General features: G+C 71.3%; 11 protein-coding genes. 3 read left to right on the forward strand and 8 right to left on the reverse strand.

From position 1 onward, the window contains the following. Positions 1 to 32: 32 nt before the first annotated feature. On the reverse strand, positions 33 to 1466 hold the full coding sequence (sufB, locus tag YWW_RS0113525; RefSeq protein ID WP_026930547.1) for a Fe-S cluster assembly protein SufB: 1434 nt from the start codon (positions 1464 to 1466) through the stop codon (positions 33 to 35). Between the two features lie 30 nt (positions 1467 to 1496). After that, positions 1497 to 2252, reverse strand: a complete 756-nt coding sequence (locus YWW_RS30240; RefSeq protein ID WP_081687435.1) for a helix-turn-helix transcriptional regulator — start codon at positions 2250 to 2252, stop codon at positions 1497 to 1499. Between the two features lie 197 nt (positions 2253 to 2449). On the opposite strand from YWW_RS30240, the gene YWW_RS30245 reads away from it, so the two are divergent. Continuing rightward, positions 2450 to 3439, forward strand: coding sequence for a COX15/CtaA family protein (locus YWW_RS30245; protein ID WP_081883497.1), 990 nt, complete (start codon positions 2450 to 2452; stop codon positions 3437 to 3439). Positions 3440 to 3789: 350 nt separating this feature from the next. Here the strand turns inward: YWW_RS30245 and YWW_RS0113540 are convergent, their stop codons facing one another. Continuing rightward, positions 3790 to 6252, reverse strand: a complete 2463-nt coding sequence (locus YWW_RS0113540) for an alpha-L-arabinofuranosidase C-terminal domain-containing protein (protein ID WP_026930548.1) — start codon at positions 6250 to 6252, stop codon at positions 3790 to 3792. Positions 6253 to 6396: 144 nt separating this feature from the next. On the opposite strand from YWW_RS0113540, the gene YWW_RS30250 reads away from it, so the two are divergent. Next, complete coding sequence (locus tag YWW_RS30250) at positions 6397 to 7353, forward strand: ADP-ribosylglycohydrolase family protein (RefSeq protein ID WP_035698689.1); 957 nt, start codon at positions 6397 to 6399, stop codon at positions 7351 to 7353. A gap of 156 nt (positions 7354 to 7509) precedes the next feature. Here YWW_RS30250 and YWW_RS0113555 read toward each other — a convergent pair whose 3' ends face one another. The 5 genes from YWW_RS0113555 to YWW_RS0113575 form a co-directional block, all read right to left on the reverse strand. After that, positions 7510 to 8643, reverse strand: coding sequence for a malic enzyme-like NAD(P)-binding protein (locus YWW_RS0113555; RefSeq protein WP_026930549.1), 1134 nt, complete (start codon positions 8641 to 8643; stop codon positions 7510 to 7512). A 114-nt stretch (positions 8644 to 8757) separates the two neighbouring features. Continuing rightward, entirely contained in the window at positions 8758 to 10719 is a 1962-nt protein-coding gene (locus tag YWW_RS0113560; RefSeq protein WP_035698687.1) for a hypothetical protein, read from the reverse strand. Then, the gene (locus YWW_RS0113565; protein ID WP_026930551.1) at positions 10716 to 11840 is read right to left on the reverse strand and encodes a VWA domain-containing protein; all 1125 of its coding nucleotides are present in this window, start codon (positions 11838 to 11840) and stop codon (positions 10716 to 10718) included. Before YWW_RS0113565 ends, YWW_RS0113560 begins: the two co-directional genes overlap by 4 nt. Beyond that, a complete protein-coding gene (locus YWW_RS0113570) occupies positions 11837 to 14125 on the reverse strand; it encodes a DUF5682 family protein (RefSeq protein WP_035704501.1) in 2289 nt (762 codons plus the stop codon). The genes YWW_RS0113565 and YWW_RS0113570 overlap by 4 nt, the downstream gene beginning before the upstream one ends. A 5-nt stretch (positions 14126 to 14130) precedes the next feature. Then, entirely contained in the window at positions 14131 to 15219 is a 1089-nt protein-coding gene (locus YWW_RS0113575; protein WP_026930553.1) for an ATP-binding protein, read from the reverse strand. A 318-nt stretch (positions 15220 to 15537) separates the two neighbouring features. Here YWW_RS0113575 and YWW_RS0113580 point away from each other — a divergent pair, with 318 nt between their 5' ends. Next, positions 15538 to 16365, forward strand: a complete 828-nt coding sequence (locus YWW_RS0113580; RefSeq protein ID WP_026930554.1) for an SAM-dependent methyltransferase — start codon at positions 15538 to 15540, stop codon at positions 16363 to 16365. The last annotated feature ends 76 nt before the right edge of the window (positions 16366 to 16441 follow it).

Consider the following 16441-nt stretch of genomic DNA (forward strand, 5'->3'; position numbering starts at 1 on the left):
AGATCTCTTGGTTCCTTGTCCGTACGGGCCGCTTAACCGACCGCGCCTTCCATTTGCAGCTCGATCAGTCGGTTGAGCTCCAGGGCGTACTCCATCGGCAGCTCCTTGGCGATCGGCTCGATGAAGCCGCGCACGATCATGGCGGCGGCCTCGTCCTCGGTCAGGCCGCGGCTCATGAGGTAGAACATCTGGTCCTCGCCGATCTTCGAGACCGTGGCCTCGTGGCCCATGTCGACGTCGTCCTCGCGGATGTCGACGTACGGGTAGGTGTCGGAGCGGGAGATCGTGTCGACCAGGAGCGCGTCGCACTTGACCGTGGACTTGGCGTGGTGCGAGCCCTCGTCGACCTTGACCAGGCCGCGGTAGGAGGTGCGCCCGCCGCCGCGGGAGATCGACTTGGAGACGATCGTCGAGGAGGTGTGCGGCGCGGCGTGGGTCATCTTCGCGCCGGTGTCCTGGTGCTGGCCCTCGCCGGCCATCGCCACGGACAGGACCTCGCCCTTGGCGTGCTCGCCGGTCATGACCACGGCCGGGTACTTCATGGTGACCTTGGAGCCGAGGTTGCCGTCGACCCACTCCATGGTGGCGCCCTGCTCGGCGATCGCGCGCTTGGTGACCAGGTTGTAGACGTTGGACGACCAGTTCTGGATGGTCGTGTAGCGGACGCGGGCGTCCTTCTTGACGATGATCTCCACGACCGCCGAGTGCAGCGAGTCCGAGGAGTAGACCGGGGCGGTGCAGCCCTCGATGTAGTGCACGAAGGAGCCCTCGTCGGCGATGATGAGCGTGCGCTCGAACTGGCCCATGTTCTCGGTGTTGATCCGGAAGTAGGCCTGGAGCGGGATCTCGACGTGGACGCCCTTGGGCACGTAGATGAAGGACCCGCCGGACCACACGGCCGTGTTCAGGGCCGCGAACTTGTTGTCGCCGGTGGGGATGACGGTGCCGAAGTACTCCTCGAACAGCTCGGGGTGCTCCCGCAGGCCGGTGTCGGTGTCCATGAAGATGACGCCCTGCTGCTCCAGGTCCTCGCGGATGGAGTGGTAGAGCACCGTCGACTCGTACTGGGCGGCGACGCCGGAGACCAGCTGCTGGCGCTCGGCCTCGGGGATGCCCAGCTTGTCGTAGGTCTTCTTGATGTCCTCGGGCAGCTCTTCCCAGGACTCGGCCTGCTTCTCGGAGGCCTCGACGTAGTACTTGATGTTGTCGAAGTCGATGCCCGAGAGGTCCGCGCCCCAGTTCGGCATGGGCTTGCGGCCGAAGAGCTTGTGGCCCTTCAGGCGGCGTTCCAGCATCCACTCGGGCTCGTTCTTGCGCGCGGAGATGTCGCGGACGACCTCTTCGGTCAGGCCGCGCCTCGCGTTCGCGCCGGCGAGGTCCGAGTCGGCCCAGCCGTACTCGTACCGCTCCAGTGAGGCGAGGGCCTCCTCCTGGCTCAGCTGCGGAGTCTTCTGCGTGTCGGTCATCTCAAGTCTCACCTTTGACCTGTCGGTTGCTCAGTTCGGTCGGTCCGCGTTCGTCCGTCGCGGGGCGGGCAGGGGCACCGGGCCCTTCCGTCTCCCGCCGTCCGGAGTCGTCGCCGCTTCGCGGTCGCCCCTGTGGCCGGGGACGTGGGTGGTGCACACGCCGTCCCCGTTGGCGATCGTCGCCAGGCGCTGGACGTGGACGCCCAGCAGTTTGCTGATGACGCGGGTCTCCGCCTCGCACAGCTGCGGAAACTCGGCCGCCACTCCCGCCACCGGGCAATGATGCTGGCACAGCTGCCCGCCGGAGGCGATGACCGACGCCGTTGCGGCGTAGCCCTCACCCGACAGGGCGTCCGCCAGGGCCTGGGCCCTGGCCATCGGGTCGTCGGCGTCGGCCGCGTCGAGGGCGGCCCGGCAGTGGGCCTCCAGACGCGAGACCTGCTCGGCGGCGAAGGCGCCGACGGCGTCCTCGCCTTCGACTCGGCGGATCCAGCGGAGCGCCTCCATCGCGAGGTCGTCGTAGGTGTGGCCGAAGGACGCGCGGGCGGCCGACGTGAGCTGGTACTGCTTCGCCGGGCGGCCGCGCCGCGGGGTCTTGACGACACGCGTCTCGACCTGCCCCTCGGACTCCATGGCGTCGAGATGGCGGCGGATGGCGGTGGCGGTGATGCCGAGGGCGCGGGCGAGCTCGGCGGCCGTGGCGTGGCCGCCTTCGAGCAGCAGCCGGGAGACTCGACGGCGGGTCTCCCCGTCGGTCGAGTGGCTGCCGCCCACCCTCGTCACCATTTCCACAAGGAAAATGTTACTTAATTCGCTTCGGCATGTCGACAGCGCCGATCGTGAGACCGAGCACGCAGGTTTGCCTAACCTCACTCGGGCTGATGCGCGGCTCGCAGGCTCATCGCGGCCGGCGGGGCCGCCGCAGCCCACATCTCGGCACCGGGGCGGCGGCGGCCTTCGGCGGCCCGGTTACATTCGGCGCTGTGAACCTGTTCCAGAGGTGGTTCGCCCAACCGGGCGCGGTGCGCCGGTGGGCGCTGGTGAGCCTGATCGCCAACGTGGTCATCATCGTGACCGGCGGCGCGGTACGCCTGACCGAATCGGGCCTCGGATGCGCCGAATGGCCGAAATGCACCGAGCAGTCGCTGGTCGCGACCCCGGAGATGGGCGTTCACGGCGCCATCGAGTTCGGCAACCGGCTCCTGGGCGGCATCGTGGTGGCCCTCGCCGTCGCGGCGCTGCTCGCGGCCTGGAAACGCGCCCCGCGGCGAACGTCCCTGGTCAAGCTCGCCCTCTGGGTCGTGCTGCTCGCGGTCTCGCAGGCGGTGATCGGCGGGATCTCGGTCTGGACGGGCCTCAACTCGTGGATCGTCGGGCTGCACTTCGTGGTCTCGATGGTGATTCTCGTACTCGCCTTGGCGCTCTATCTGCGCTCCGGCGAGCCGGACGGGCCCGCACGGCCGCTGGTGCCGCACGCCGTGGCGCTCCTGGGCAGGGCGGTGGTCTCGGCCGCGGCGGTGGTGATCCTGCTCGGTGTGGTCGTGACCGGCTCGGGCCCGCACGCGGGCGACGAGGACACGCCTCGCAACGGCTTGGATCCCGAGCTCATGTCCCAGCTGCACGCCGACGGGGTATGGCTGCTGATCGGCCTCAGCGTCGCGCTGGTCTTCACGCTGCATGCCGTGAAGGCCTCCGAGTCCGCGCGGCGGGCGGCCCATGTGCTCGTGGCCGTGGAGCTGCTCCAGGGCCTGATCGGGTACGTGCAGTACTACACGGACCTGCCCGAGGTGCTGGTCGGCATGCACATGCTGGGCGCCTCGCTCCTGTGGATCAGCGTGATCGCGGTGGTGTTCGCGCTGCGCAGGCGAGTCCCGGCCGAGAGCCGGGAACCGCAGCGCATCGTGGTGGACCCGGGCCCGGAGGCGCCGACGAGCCCGGTTCCGGTCGACACCGAGGCGGCGGCCGAGCGCTGAGGCCGAAGCCGGCCGCTTCGCTCGCCCGAGGCCTTGCAAACGCTGTCCACATTCCCTTATGACGCCGGGTACGGACCATCCGCATAGGAGCGTCCGCCTCAGGGGAACGCGCCTCGACCGACGTTCGGGTCTCCCGGGACAACCACCTGGTCGGCTCGGGCACCCCCGACAACGCCGGCTCGGTCGATCCCGTGCCCTACGGCTACGACCTCGACGACGCCGAAGACGTCAAATCCATCGTGAGCTCGGGCGCCGGCGCGAGCTGACGCAGCGAGGCATGAACCGCGCAAGAGGGTCCGGGGTTCGTTCCCCGGACCCTCTCCGGCGCCAGCCGGGTTCATTCAGTCAGGTCAATGCCTTCCGGTGGGTCTGAGTTCGATGAAGGTCACCGAGTAGGGCTCGAACTCGTAGGTGAAGTCGTTGCCCAGGTGCCTGACCCGCTCGGTCTCCGGGGACAGGACCGGTTCCTCGCCGAGGATGTTGTCGCAGCCCGGATCGCAGGCGAGGGTGGTGACCTCGCCGGTCTTGTGGAGCTTCTGCCCCTCGAGCTCGACGTCGGTCCGCACCGGCTCGCCGGTGGCGTTCACGACCTTGAGCGTGACCGCGCCGGTCTCCTCGTCGCGGGTGACGACCTGGTACAGCGGCTCGATCCGCTGCTCGTCCACCACGCTGAACACCTGCTCGCCGTCGACGAAACCGGTGATGGTGCGCCCGCGGACCTCCAGGCGGAGGTCGTAGGTGCGGCCGGTCTCGATCACGGTGTCGTGGTTGACCAGTGTGGACTTGCCGCCGCCGCTGGCCTTCTCCAGTGCCGAGGTCGTGTTGCCCCAGCCGCCGAGGTTCCACCAGTAGTAGTCCTCGGAGCCCTCGACGCCGAACATGACCAGGAATCCCTCGTCGCCGGCGGTCTTGGTGGCCTTGACCTCCATGGTGTAGTTCGACCAGTCGGCCTCGCCGGCGACGGAGCGCGCGTCGGTGACGATCGCGCTCTGCTGGTAGGCCCCGTCGACCACTTCCCATGTGCCGGTGGGCGTGCCGCCGGGACCCGAGGGCGTCCAGGCCTCGGCTCCGGCGGAGAAGTCGTCCTCGAACAAAACAGATCCGCCGTCGGCGGCGGTGACCTTCACGTCGTCGTAGGACGCCGCGGTGTTCCACGTGGCCAGGCCGATGCCGCCGGCGATGTCGGGCTGCTCGAGCGGATCGGCCTCCAGCTCGGAGGCGAAGACCTCGTCGCCGGCGTTGGTGCCGAACAGCTTCTGCACCTCGTAGCTGGTCGAGGCCACGGCCTGGTGGTTGTCGAACCAGATCATGTCGGGCGCCCAGTCCACATAGTCGATGTTGGACAGCAGCGGCGCGTACGAGGCCATGTCGACCACGTCGCCGTTGCGCTCGATGCCGGTCAGGTAGGAGGCCTCGGACAGCGCGTTCCACCACGTGTTGCCCTGCGAGGCGTACTCGCCGAGGAACACGTGCGGTCCGTTCCGGTCGTAGGAGTCGTAGCGTTCGTTGTTGGAGAAGAACCACTCCGGGGAGTTGTAGTAGTGCTCGTCGACCAGGTCGGCGCCGTACTCGCGGGCGAGCTCCCAGCCCCGGTCGAAGATCGGGCCCTGGTCGTCCGGACCGGAGTTGGCGATGATCTCGATGTCCGGGTACGCCTCCCGGATCGCCGCGTGGAACTCCGGATAGTGCGCGGCGTAGCCGTCGGAGTTCGGCTCCTCGTTGCCGATGCCGATGGACTCCAGGCCGAACGGCTCGGGGTGGCCCATCTCGGCGCGCACCGCGCCCCACTCGGTGTCGACCTCGCCGTTGGCGAACTCGATCAGATCCAGCGCGTCCTGCACCAGGGCGTCGAGCTGTTCGGGCGTGGCGACCTCGTTCCAGCCGCAGCCGGTCACCCCGGCCTGCACCACCGGCAGCGGCTCGGCGCCGATGTCCTCGGCGAACTGGAAGTACTCGAAGTAGCCCAGCCCGTAGGACTGGTTGTAGCCCCAGGTGTTGAAGTTGGTCTTGCGCTGCTCGACCGGGCCGACGGTGTCCTTCCAGTTGTAGAAGCGCTGACGGCTGTCCGGATCGAACGAGCCGGTATTGACCAGGCAGCCGCCCGGGAAGCGAAGGAACGAGGGATCGAGGTCGGCGATCATCTGCGCCAGATCGGGACGCAGGCCGTTCTCGCGGCCCTTCCAGGTGTCCTGCGGGAACAGCGACACCATGTCGAGGTCGGCCGCGGCGTCGGTGCCGACCGCCAGCCGTCCGTCGATCGTGGAGTCGGTCGCCGTCAAGGCGGCCTCGACCTGGGTCCACTCACCGCCGCCGGCGGTGATGGCGACCGGATCGCTGACCGCGGCGCCGTCGGCGTCGAGCAGCTGGACGGTCAGCTCGGCGCCGCCGGTCCTGGCCCACACCGAGAAGTCGTACGACTTCCCGGCCTCGAAGGCCATCCCGGAGTTGTATCCGGCGTTGACGATCGTCGTGCCGGCCTCGGCGGTGAGGTAGTGGACGTTGTTCTCGTGCAAACTTGAGTTATCGCTAACACTGGCAGCGCCGTCCACGGCCCAGGCTGTCAGCGAGTCGTATGCGGCGTTGTCGGCCGGAGCGAACTCGAACGAGCGGTTCTGGACCAGCTCGGCGTACAGGCCGCCGTCGGCGGCGTGGTTGATGTCCTCATAGAACAGGCCATAGAGGCGATCGGAGATCGCGGTCGCGTCCTCCAGATCGACCTTGATCTCGGCATCGAGGTCGTCGGCGGACGCCTGGCTCGCAGTGAGAGAGGTGACCGCGATGCCCGCGGCTGCCGCCGCGGCCACTGCGGCCATGGTTCGGGGTCGTTTCAGAGGCTTCATGTGCTCCCGTCCTCTGGTTTGAAGCATGTCGATATATTGTGAATGTTATCGATCACGCAGTCAAGGCCGCGGGGCACCGAATTCCTCTGGCCCGAACGTCCCGAATACAATCCGAGAGTGACTCCTCCCCCCGACGATCGGATCCTGGGCTGCCTCATCGGAGGCGCGATCGGCGACGCGCTGGGCTACCAGGTCGAGTTCGACTCCTGGCCGCAGATCGAGCGCGAATGGGGCCCCTCGGGGGTCACCGAGCTGCGCTACGGCCGCGTCTCCGACGACACCCAGATGACGCTGTTCACCGCCGAAGGACTCCTCGAGGCCGTCGAGGGCGAGGAGTTCGCCTCGGTCCGCCGCGCCTATCTGCGCTGGTACGACACGCAGACCAAGCCCATGCCGCCCATGGGGTCCCGAGGCCTGGCCGCCGAGCCGTGGCTCTACATGCGACGCGCGCCGGGCAACGCGTGCCTGTCGGGGCTCGCGAAAGGCGCAGAGCCCGGCGTCAACCCGCAGTCCAAGGGCTGCGGGACGGTCATGCGCTCGGCGCCGTTCGGCCTCCTCGCCTCCTCCCCCGACGCGGCCTACGAGCTGGCGCGGCAATGCTCGGCGCTCACCCACGGCCACCCCACCGCGGGCGCGGCGGCGGGCGCGTTCGCGATGATGACGGCCCACCTGCTCGACGGCGAGACCGTCCAGAAGGCCGTGTCGCACACGATGCTGCACCTGCGCCAGAGCCTGGACCGCTCCGAGACCGCCGACGCCCTCCAGCGGGCCTTCGAGCTGGCCGGGAACGTCCCGCCCGGGCCGAACTCGTGCGCTCCGCTGGGCGAGGGCTGGATCGCCGAGGAGGCCCTCGCGATCGCCGTGTACTGCCTGCTGGGCACCGACGACGTCCGCCGGGCGCTGGTCGCGGCCGTCAGCCACGGCGGCGACTCGGACTCGACCGGGGCGATCCTGGGGAACCTGCTCGGCGCCGCCTACGGCTGCGCCGCGCTCCCACCGGAGTGGGCCGCCCAGGTCGAGGGCCGCGAGACCATGGCGGGCCTGGCCGAGCGGATGGCCGCGGCCAGGCCCTAGACGCTCAGGCGGTATCGGTGAGCCTGGACAGCGTGCAGAGCGGTTCGGAGGCGGTCACCGGGTCGAGACGCTCGGGCGGCGCCGCGTCGAGGAGGAGCGGGTGCGCCAGGCGGATCACGGCACGGGATCGGCGGGCACCGACCATCCCTCCGTGTCTCAGGCCGCCGCCTTCACCGCCGCTGCGACGGCCGGGGCGACGCGCGGGTCGAGCGCCGAGGGCACGATGCGGTCGGCGGCCAGGTCGTCGCCGACGCGGTCGGCGATCGCCTGCGCGGCGGCGAGTTTCATGTCCTCGGTGATGGCCTTCGCTCCGGCGTCGAGGGCGCCGCGGAAGATCCCGGGGAAGGCCAGCACGTTGTTGATCTGGTTGGGGTAGTCGCTGCGGCCGGTGGCGACGATCGCGGCGTGCTTCGCGGCGACGGCCGGGTCCACTTCGGGCCTCGGATTGGCCAGGGCGAACACGATCGCGTCGTCGGCCATGCCGGTGAGCGCCGCTTCGGGGACGAGGCCGCCGGAGACGCCGATGAGGACGTCGGCGCCGTCCAGGGCCTCGGCGACGCCGCCGGTGCGGCCGAAGCGGTTGGTGGTCTTGGCGAGCTCCTGCTTGACCGGGTTCAGCCGTTCCCTGCCGGGGTGGATGATCCCGGTCGAGTCGCAGACGATGATGTCGCCGACGCCCGCGAAGCGGAGGATCTCGGTGATGGCGACGCCCGCGGCGCCCGCTCCGACGACGGCGACGGTGACGTCGCCCGGCTCCCGGCCCTGGAGCCGCAGGGCGCCTTGCAGCGCGGCGAGGACGACGACGGCGGTACCGTGCTGGTCGTCGTGGAAGACGGGGATGTCGAGGGCGGCCTTGAGCCGCGATTCGACCTCGAAGCAGCGCGGCGCGGCGATGTCCTCGAGGTTGATGCCGCCGAAGGACGGGGCGATGGCGGTCACGGCCGCCACGATCTCGTCGGGGTCGGTGGTGTCGAGGCAGATCGGGACGGCGTCGACGTCGGCGAACCGCCGGAACAGGGCCGCCTTGCCCTCCATGACCGGCAGGGACGCCGCCGGTCCGATGTCGCCCAGGCCGAGCACGGCGGTGCCGTCGGTGACGACGGCGACCAGGTTGGACCGCCAGGTGTAGTCGCGGGCGAGCGCGGCGTCGTCGGCGATGGCCTCGCAGACGCGGGCGACGCCGGGCGTGTAGGCGATGGACAGGTCCTCGCGGCTGTCCAGTGGGACGGTGGCGGTGGTGCGCAGTTTCCCGCCCCGGTGGGCGAGGAAGACCGGGTCCTGCATGTCGATCACGTGGTTTCAAGCCTCATTGCTTCGATGACGATCGCCGACAGTCGAATCCGGGAACGGTGATGCGCCGGTTGTTCGCGTGGCTGGAGATGCTGGGTGTCGCCCAGAGACGGCTCAGTGTAGCTCGGCGGTGATGAGCGTCCGAATGGCGGCTCGGGTCCAGGCCGCGGTTCGCGCGGCGTCGTCGTCTTCGCCCAACGCTTTGGACAGTTGAACGAAATCAGTTGCGGTCCTTCGCAATCCGACGCGGCGCAGTGCGGCGGCGGCGGATTCGACGCGCTGCCGGGAGGGTTCGCGGGCCTGCCGCAGCCCGCGGTGGGCGAGGTCGGCGCAGACGCCGAGGGCCTCGTCGACGGCGGCGGCGATCGGGTCGCGTTCGACGGCGGTCGCGGCGCCGAGTCCGGCCGAGTCGTCGCCGGGAGCGAGGTCGGGGACGACGAGTCCTTCACCGGTGAGGATCGCGGTGGGCTCGACGACGAGTTCGCCGCGGTGGCGGCGCAGCGTCCCGGCGATCGCCCGCGTCCCCCGCGCGAGCGCGGTCTCGATGGCCTCGAGCGCCCCGGGCGCGGCGGCACGGTGGACGGCCCGCAGCCGCGCTCGCCCGCCGCCTGGGGCGGTGAGGACCGCTTCGAAGGTCTGCGAGGCCGGGTCGTATCCGCTCGCCTCGACGCGGTCGACGGCGACGACGCGGACGAGTTCGGCGGCGACGCGCGGGCGGATCATGCTCGGCGGCATCGCGTTCAGCTGCTCGTGGGCGGCGTCGAGGTCGGTGACCCGCAGGCTCGCGGGCAGCTCGTTCCACGCCTGGCCCAGCGGCAGCACCTGGGTCCTGGCGAGGCGTCCGGTGCCGAGCTTGAGCGCGCGGGCGGCGTTGCGGCTGGCGGCCTCGGAGACGACGTTCCCGGCGGCGAGGGCGCCGATCCGGCATCCGGCGAGGCGGCGTCCGGCGATGTCGTGGCCGGTCAGGGCCTGGTCTTCGGGGATCTCCCAGTCGCGGGCGACGGTCAGGACCACGCCGGTCTCGGGGTGGGCGAGGAAGAGTTCGGCGGTCCGGCGCTCGCCGTCGGTGCCGATCCGGCAGCCCAGTCCGGTGAGCCGCACCAGGGTCAGCGGGGTCTCGTCGACCTCGTCGCTGCCGAGGATCCGCGAGTTCGGCGTGCCCGAGGACGAGCGGGCGGCGCGCTCGCGGGCGGGCAGTTCGGCCAGGAGGGCGGCGAAGCGCTGCGGGTCGTAGGAGGCCGATCGTTCGCGGTAGCGCCGGACCTGGTCGATGAGGTCGCGCATGGCTCCGGCGGGCCAGTGCATGCGGCGCCCGGCGAGGGCGCCCGCCTCGCGGGTGAGCGCGGCGGTCAGGACGCCGTCGACGCTGTCGACGCCGCCGAGGAGGAGCCGCTCGGCCAGGGCCGTGGCCTCGGACAGTTCGGCGGCGTCGCCGCCGCCGCCGACGCTGATCGAGGCCGCCGCGGTGGATTCGGGGACGGCTTCGGCGGCGGCCTCGGCTTCGCGGAAGGCCCAGACGGCCAGGACGATGCCGAGGTCGCGGGCGGGGCCGGTGGCGTCGGTGTGGGCGTAGCCGAGCTCGCCGGGGACGAGGAAGGAGACGGTGCAGGTGGGCAGTTCGGCGACGGCGGGCCGGTCGGGTCCGGGCCAGGTGAGCCTGGCGGTGTAGCCGGCGCGGCGGGCCTTCTCGGCGGCGTTGAGGGCGTGTCTGCCGACCGCTTCGCGCAGCTGCTCGTCGGTGACGGCCGCGGGCGAGGGGACCGCCTCGGCGGGGCCGTCGGGTTCGGCGGCGTCGGCGGGCTCATGGCGCCGCTGGTAGGCGAGGACGGCGCCGATGCGGTGGCGGCACTTCGCGGCGGCCGAGCACGTGCAGGCGGCGGCCGCGAGGCCGCCTTCGGCGGGCAGGGTGGTCTCGGTGCCGTCGGGGAAGACCGCGCGGACGGCGCCGTCGTCGGCGAGGTCGAGTTCGGGGACGGTCCCGGCGTCGAGGTCCTTGGCGGCGCGTTTGACCAGGCCGCGGTTGGCCAGTGCGGCGAGGCTCTCGTGGGTGAGCGCGAGGAGGTCTTCTCTGATCATTTGCCGAGCCTTTCGGCGACGAATTCGGCGAGGTGCGCGGGCGTCATGGCGCCGATGTGGGCGCCCGCGGACGCCAGGCGCCCGGCCAGGTCCCGGTCGTAGGACGGGTTGGCGTCCTCGTCCAATGCGGCCAGTCCGAGGAACTCGGTGCCTTGCTCGCACAGCTGCTTGACGGTGTGGACGAGTCGCTGGGCGTTGCCGCCCTCGTAGAAGTCGGTGATGAGCGCGATGATGGAGCGCCGGGGGTTCTCGACGAGGCCGGCCGCGTAGTCGACGGCCCTGGAGATGTCGGTGCCGCCGCCGAGCTGCACCTTCATGAGCAGTTCGACCGGGTCGTCGACGTCGCTGGTGAGGTCGACGACGTTGGAGTCGAAGGCGACCAGGTGCGTCTTCAGTCCAGGGAGGGCGTACAGGCACGAGGCGGTGACCGCGGAGTGGATGACCGAGCCGGCCATGGACCCGGACTGGTCGACGACGAGGATCATCTGCCACTGCTCGAGCCTGCGGCTGGTGCGCGAGTGGAAGTGGGGCCGCTCGATGGCGATCCGGTTCCGCTCGGGGTCGTAGTGCTTGAGGTTGGCGTGGATGGTGCGGCGCAGGTCGAAGTCGCGGGCGCGGCGGTGGAGGCTGGGGCGGCGGGCGCGGCTGCCGGTGAAGACGGTGCGGACCTCGACCGAGAGCTTCTCGACGAGCTGGCGCACCACTTCGGCGACGATGCGGCGGGCGGCGGCCAGGACCTGCGGGTTCATCAGGTGCTTGGTGCGCAGCACGGCTTTGAGGAGCGCCGCGTTCGGCTCGACGCGCTCGAGGACCTCGGCATTGGTGACGATGTCGTCGATCTCGTAGCGTTCGATGGCGTCGCGTTCGAGCCGCTCGACGGTCTCCTTGGGGAAGAGCCGGTGGATCTGGTCGAGCCAGTCCACTGTGGTGAGGGCGGAGCCGCCGCTGCCGGCGCCGCGCACGCCGCCGCGGCGGACCTCGCGTTCGCCCAGGCCCTCCTCGCGGTTGTAGAGCCAGTCGAGGGCGGCGTCGCACGCCTCGCCCTCGGCCGACAGGCGTCCGGTGTGCTGCTCGGCGGCGGGGCCGAGGATCAGCCGCCACCGCTCCAGGTCTGCGCTCATCGCTGCTCCTCCGTTGCGGCCGTGAGGTGTTCACGGGTCAGGACCTCGTCGACGCGGGCTTCCAGGGCGTGCGCGGCGGCGACGGTCAGCGGGTCGGCGTCATGCCTGTCGAGCATGGAGTGGGCGCTCTCGCCGCCGCCTCGCAGCGCGACCAGCTGCTCGGCGATCTGTGCCCGCTCGCGCGGCGGGAAGAACGCGAACGCCTGCCGCAGCGCGGGCAGCGCCACGAGGAACTCCTGCTCGGTCATGTCGCCGACGATCTCGTCGACGGCGTGGACGACGCCGTGCTCGGCGGCCTCGGCGAGGACCTCTTCGCGGGCGACCCGGAACAGGCCGGCCAGCCAGTCCCCGAGCCGGTCCGGTTCGGACACGCCCGCGGCGGCCCCGGCGGCGTCGAGGGACGCCCCGAGCGACCAGGCCAGTCCGGCGGCCCCGCCGCGCAGGTCCGGCGGTGCGGCGCCGTCGCCGGCGATGCGGCGCGCCGTGGCCGCCACCGACGCGGCGGGCGGCGTGAGCGAGGGCGCGTGCCGGACCGCGTCCCGCACGGCCGCGAGGGTCTTCAGCCGCCCGAGGTCGGCGGGGCCGGGTCCGGCGCGCAGCCCTTCGGCGAGCCACATCGCCCGCTCGGCGCACGCGGTGATGACGGTGGCGTACAGCTCGCTGCCCGCGGTGCCGAACAGGTGGTCGTGGCGCCACAGGGCGAGCGCGACGGTGAGGGCCGCCCCGACGGCGGCGAGGTCGCCGCAGTCGGCGACGCCGTCGGCGACGGCGCGGCCGAGCCGGTCGGTCAGGTGCGCCCGTCCGCACAGCGCGGCGCCGAACAGGACGCCCGACAGGGCGTCCAGGTCGCCTCCGGCCCGGTCGATCCGGTGCTCGAGGACGGTCTGGGCGGCGTCGCCGAGGGTCGCGCCGTAGACGCCCGCCTCGATCACGGCCGGGAGGCGGCCGTCGCCGTCGCGCAGGTCCCAGTGTTCCTCGGCGGTCACGTCCGATCCGGCCGAGGGCCCGTCCTGGCGGGTGAAGCCGGGGAGCTCGAGCAGGCGCAGGCAGTGCAGCGCCCGGCTGCGTTCGAGGTCCCGCGCGTCGGTGAGGTCGAGGCGGAGCCGCCGGGTGCCGCCGAGCCCGAGCCGCTCCAGTGCGCCCTCGACGTCGGCGACGAGGGGCGGCGCGGGCGTGTCGGGGTGGAGGCGGCCCGTGCGCGAGCCGGTGAGCGCGGCGGTCATCTCGACGACGACCGGGTGCGTCCCCGCGGTGAGCGTGCCGCGCCTGGTCCACGGGAGCGGCTGCTCGAGGTCGTCGCTGATGAGCGCGCTCGCGAGGCCGTCGAGCAGGTCGGTGCGGCCGGGCCGGTCGTGGCCGCGCAGCCGCGCGAGCCCTTCGGTGAGGCCGCGGGCGCCGATGAGGTCGGCGGTGGAGACGATCTGGTGCTTGCCGCGCAGCCGCGTGGCGATGAGTTCGACGAGCGCGCCCGCGGCCGTCTCCGCGCCGTCGTCCCACAGCCGCTGGTAGTACTCGGGCGAGGGCATCCCGGACTGGTATCCGGCGAAGGCGTCGAGCCGCTTGAACGAGTAGGGCACGAGGAAGCTGCCGACGACGGCGTCCGGGGGCGGGCCGGGCACCTCCGGCCACGCGCGCGGGCCGCCCGCTTCGGCGAGGCGGCGCAGGGCGGGCGCGTGGAAGCCGCCGCAGACCACCAGGACCGGGCCGTCGTCCTCGGCGAGGGCGGCGCGGATCCACTCGGCCATGTGGCGTTCGCGGGCGCTGTCGGGCTCGGTGGCCTCGGCTTCGCCGCGCACGAGGTCGAAGTACCGGTCGAGGCGTTCGGCGAGGCCCTCGGGGTCGGCGATCTCGACGAGGTGGTCCCACAGGGCGTCGGTGTTGTCGACGGCGAACTCGCGGCACAGCCGCTCGGTGGCGTCGGCGTAGCGCCGTTCGGCGTCCGAGTAGCGGTTCTCGACCTCGGCGAAGGCGTCGTGCCAGGCGGGCAGGTCGATGAACTTCACGGCGGCGCCGGTCTCGCGGCCCTTGGTGAGGGCGAGCCACTCGGGCGAGTAGTCGCACAGCGGCGACCAGGACCGGCGCGCCGCGCCTCCGGCGGCCATATAGGAGTAGATCGCGATGGGCGGGGTGTGCGCGAGGGCGAGTTCGCCGAGGCGGTCGTTGAAGTCGGCGGGGCCCTCGATGAGGACGTGGGCGGGCCGGAGCCGGTCGACGGTGTCGGCGACGAGGCGCGCGCAGGCCGGCGAGTGGTGGCGCACGCCGATGACGTGCAGATCGTCAGGCATGGGTATCAGCCCGGCAGCAGGTTCCGCGCCTGGTGGAGGTCCTGCCAGTGTCGGCCTTTCCGCTTGGGGGCGCGCTGTTCGAGGTAGCGGCGGAGCCTGGCGAGGTCCTCGGCGTTGTCCTTGGCGGCGGCGCCGGCCATGCAGTCGACGATGTCGCCCGCGGCGGCCTCGCCGCCGCGCAGGTACCAGGCCTTGATGCCCACGGCGTGGGCGACGGAGACGGCCTCGGCGGTGGACATGACCGACTGCATCCGGTCGCCGGAGCCGTCCGCGGAGCGCAGGTCGCGGAAGACGTGGACGAGCACTTCGAGGACGTCGCGACTGGGCGGCACCGGCACGCCGGAGCGTTCCAGGGCGGCCGCGGCCTCGGCCTCGACCAGGGCCAGTTCGGTGTCGAAGTCGCCGATGGGGAAGACCGTCTCGAAGTTGAAGCGGCGCTTGAGGGCCGCGCTCATCTCGTTGACGCCCCGGTCGCGGGTGTTGGCGGTGGCGATGATGTTGAAGCCCTCGCGGGCGAAGACCATGCCGTCGGAGCCTTCGAGTTCGGGCACGGCCAGCACCCGGTCGGACAGGGGCGAGAGCAGGGAGTCCTGCACTTCGAGGGGGCAGCGGGTGATCTCCTCGAAGCGGACGACGCGGCCCTCGGCCATGCCCTGGTGCAGAGGCGCCGGCACGAGCGCGCGCCGGGTGGGGCCCTCGGAGACCAGCAGGGAGTAGTTCCAGGAGTAGGCGATCTGGTCTTCGGTGGTGGCGGCGCCGCCCTGGATGGTGAGGGTGGAGTCGCCGGAGACGGCGGCTGCGATGAGCTCGGACAGCAGTGATTTGGCGGTGCCGGGGTCGCCGACGAGCATGAGGCCGCGGTTGGTGGCGAGGGTGACCAGGGCGCGGTCGATCAGGGACGGGTCGCCGACGAACTTGCGGGCGATGCCGAGCTTGTCGTCACCGACGATGAAGGTGCGGGCGGCCTGGAGGCTCATGGCCCAGCCGGGCGGGCGCGGCGCGGTGTCGTCGGCGGTGAGCTTCGCGAGCTCGTCGGCGTAGCGCCGCTCGGCGGGGGGCCGTTGGAGCTTCGGTTCGGGGCTTGTCCGGGTCATGGCTGCTTTCCAGTGGTCGATGCGTGTGCGGTGGGGTGCCGGGCAGTCGGTCCTCTTGAGACGCAATGGGTTCGTTCATGCCCCTCCTTCGGCGGGCGAGGGCGTCCCACAGAGCATAGGGAGCCGGTGCGACACCGCCGCGTTCGAACACCGGTGGCGGTTGACAAGACGATTGGATTGATGTAATCCCTTCTGGCGCAAAGAAATCGAATGAATCGGCCGTGCACGTTTCGGGCGGATCCAGTAATCTGAGACACATCTCACGGCGGTGGGGTTCGCGTGCCTCCAGGACTCGCGTCGCACGAAAGGAAAGCCGACATGACTGAGGACTCAGCCATCGAACTGCCCCCGGACGTCGACCCGAATGTGCCGACGACCGCCCGGGTCTACGACGCGATCTTGGGCGGCACCACCAATCTCGAGGTCGACCGCGAGGCCGCCGAGGTCTTCGCCGCTCACATTCCGCAGGCGCGGGAGTGCGCCAGGCTGAACCGGAACGCACTCATCCGCGGCGTCGAGTACCTGGTGCGGGCGGCCGGGATCGACCAGATCATCGACATCGGATGCGGCCTGCCCACCGAGCAGAACACCCACGAGGCGGCCCAGGACATCGACCCCGACGCGCGGGTGGTCTACGTCGACCACGACCCGATGGTCGTCTCCCACGCGAAGGCCCTCCTCGCCGGCAACCACAACGCCATCGTGATAGGCGCCGACCTGGTCGAACCCGAACGCATCCTCACTCATCCCGAGGTCCGCTCCTTCCTGGACTTCGATCGGCCGATCGCCGTGATGATCATCGGGATGATCATGCAGATCAGCGACGAGCAGCGTCCCGACGACATCGTCGCGACGCTGATGGACGCGACGTCGTCCGGCAGCCACCTGTTCATCACCTCCTGGCCCGACACCGGCGAACCCGAGCAGCGGGCCCTGTCGCGGGCCTGCATCGAGACGCTCGGCAACGGCTGGATCCGGCCGATCGAGGCCTTGGAGCGGCATTTCCTCGGCATGGAGATGGCGCCGCCGGGTCTGGAGTACATCCCCAGGTGGTTCCCCGAGCACCCCGACCGGCCGGTCCCCGCCGTCGAGGAGCTGGAGCCCTACGAGCGCACGCAGATGGCGGGCATCGCGAAGAAGGCCTGATCGAGCGGAGCGCCCGGCGCCGTGGCGGTGTGCCGCCACGGCGCCGTGTCCGTCGTGACAGCCGTGCCCCGGTCGG

It is taken from the genome of Glycomyces tenuis DSM 44171, assembly GCF_000427885.1.
GTDB lineage: Bacteria > Actinomycetota > Actinomycetes > Mycobacteriales > Micromonosporaceae > Glycomyces > Glycomyces tenuis.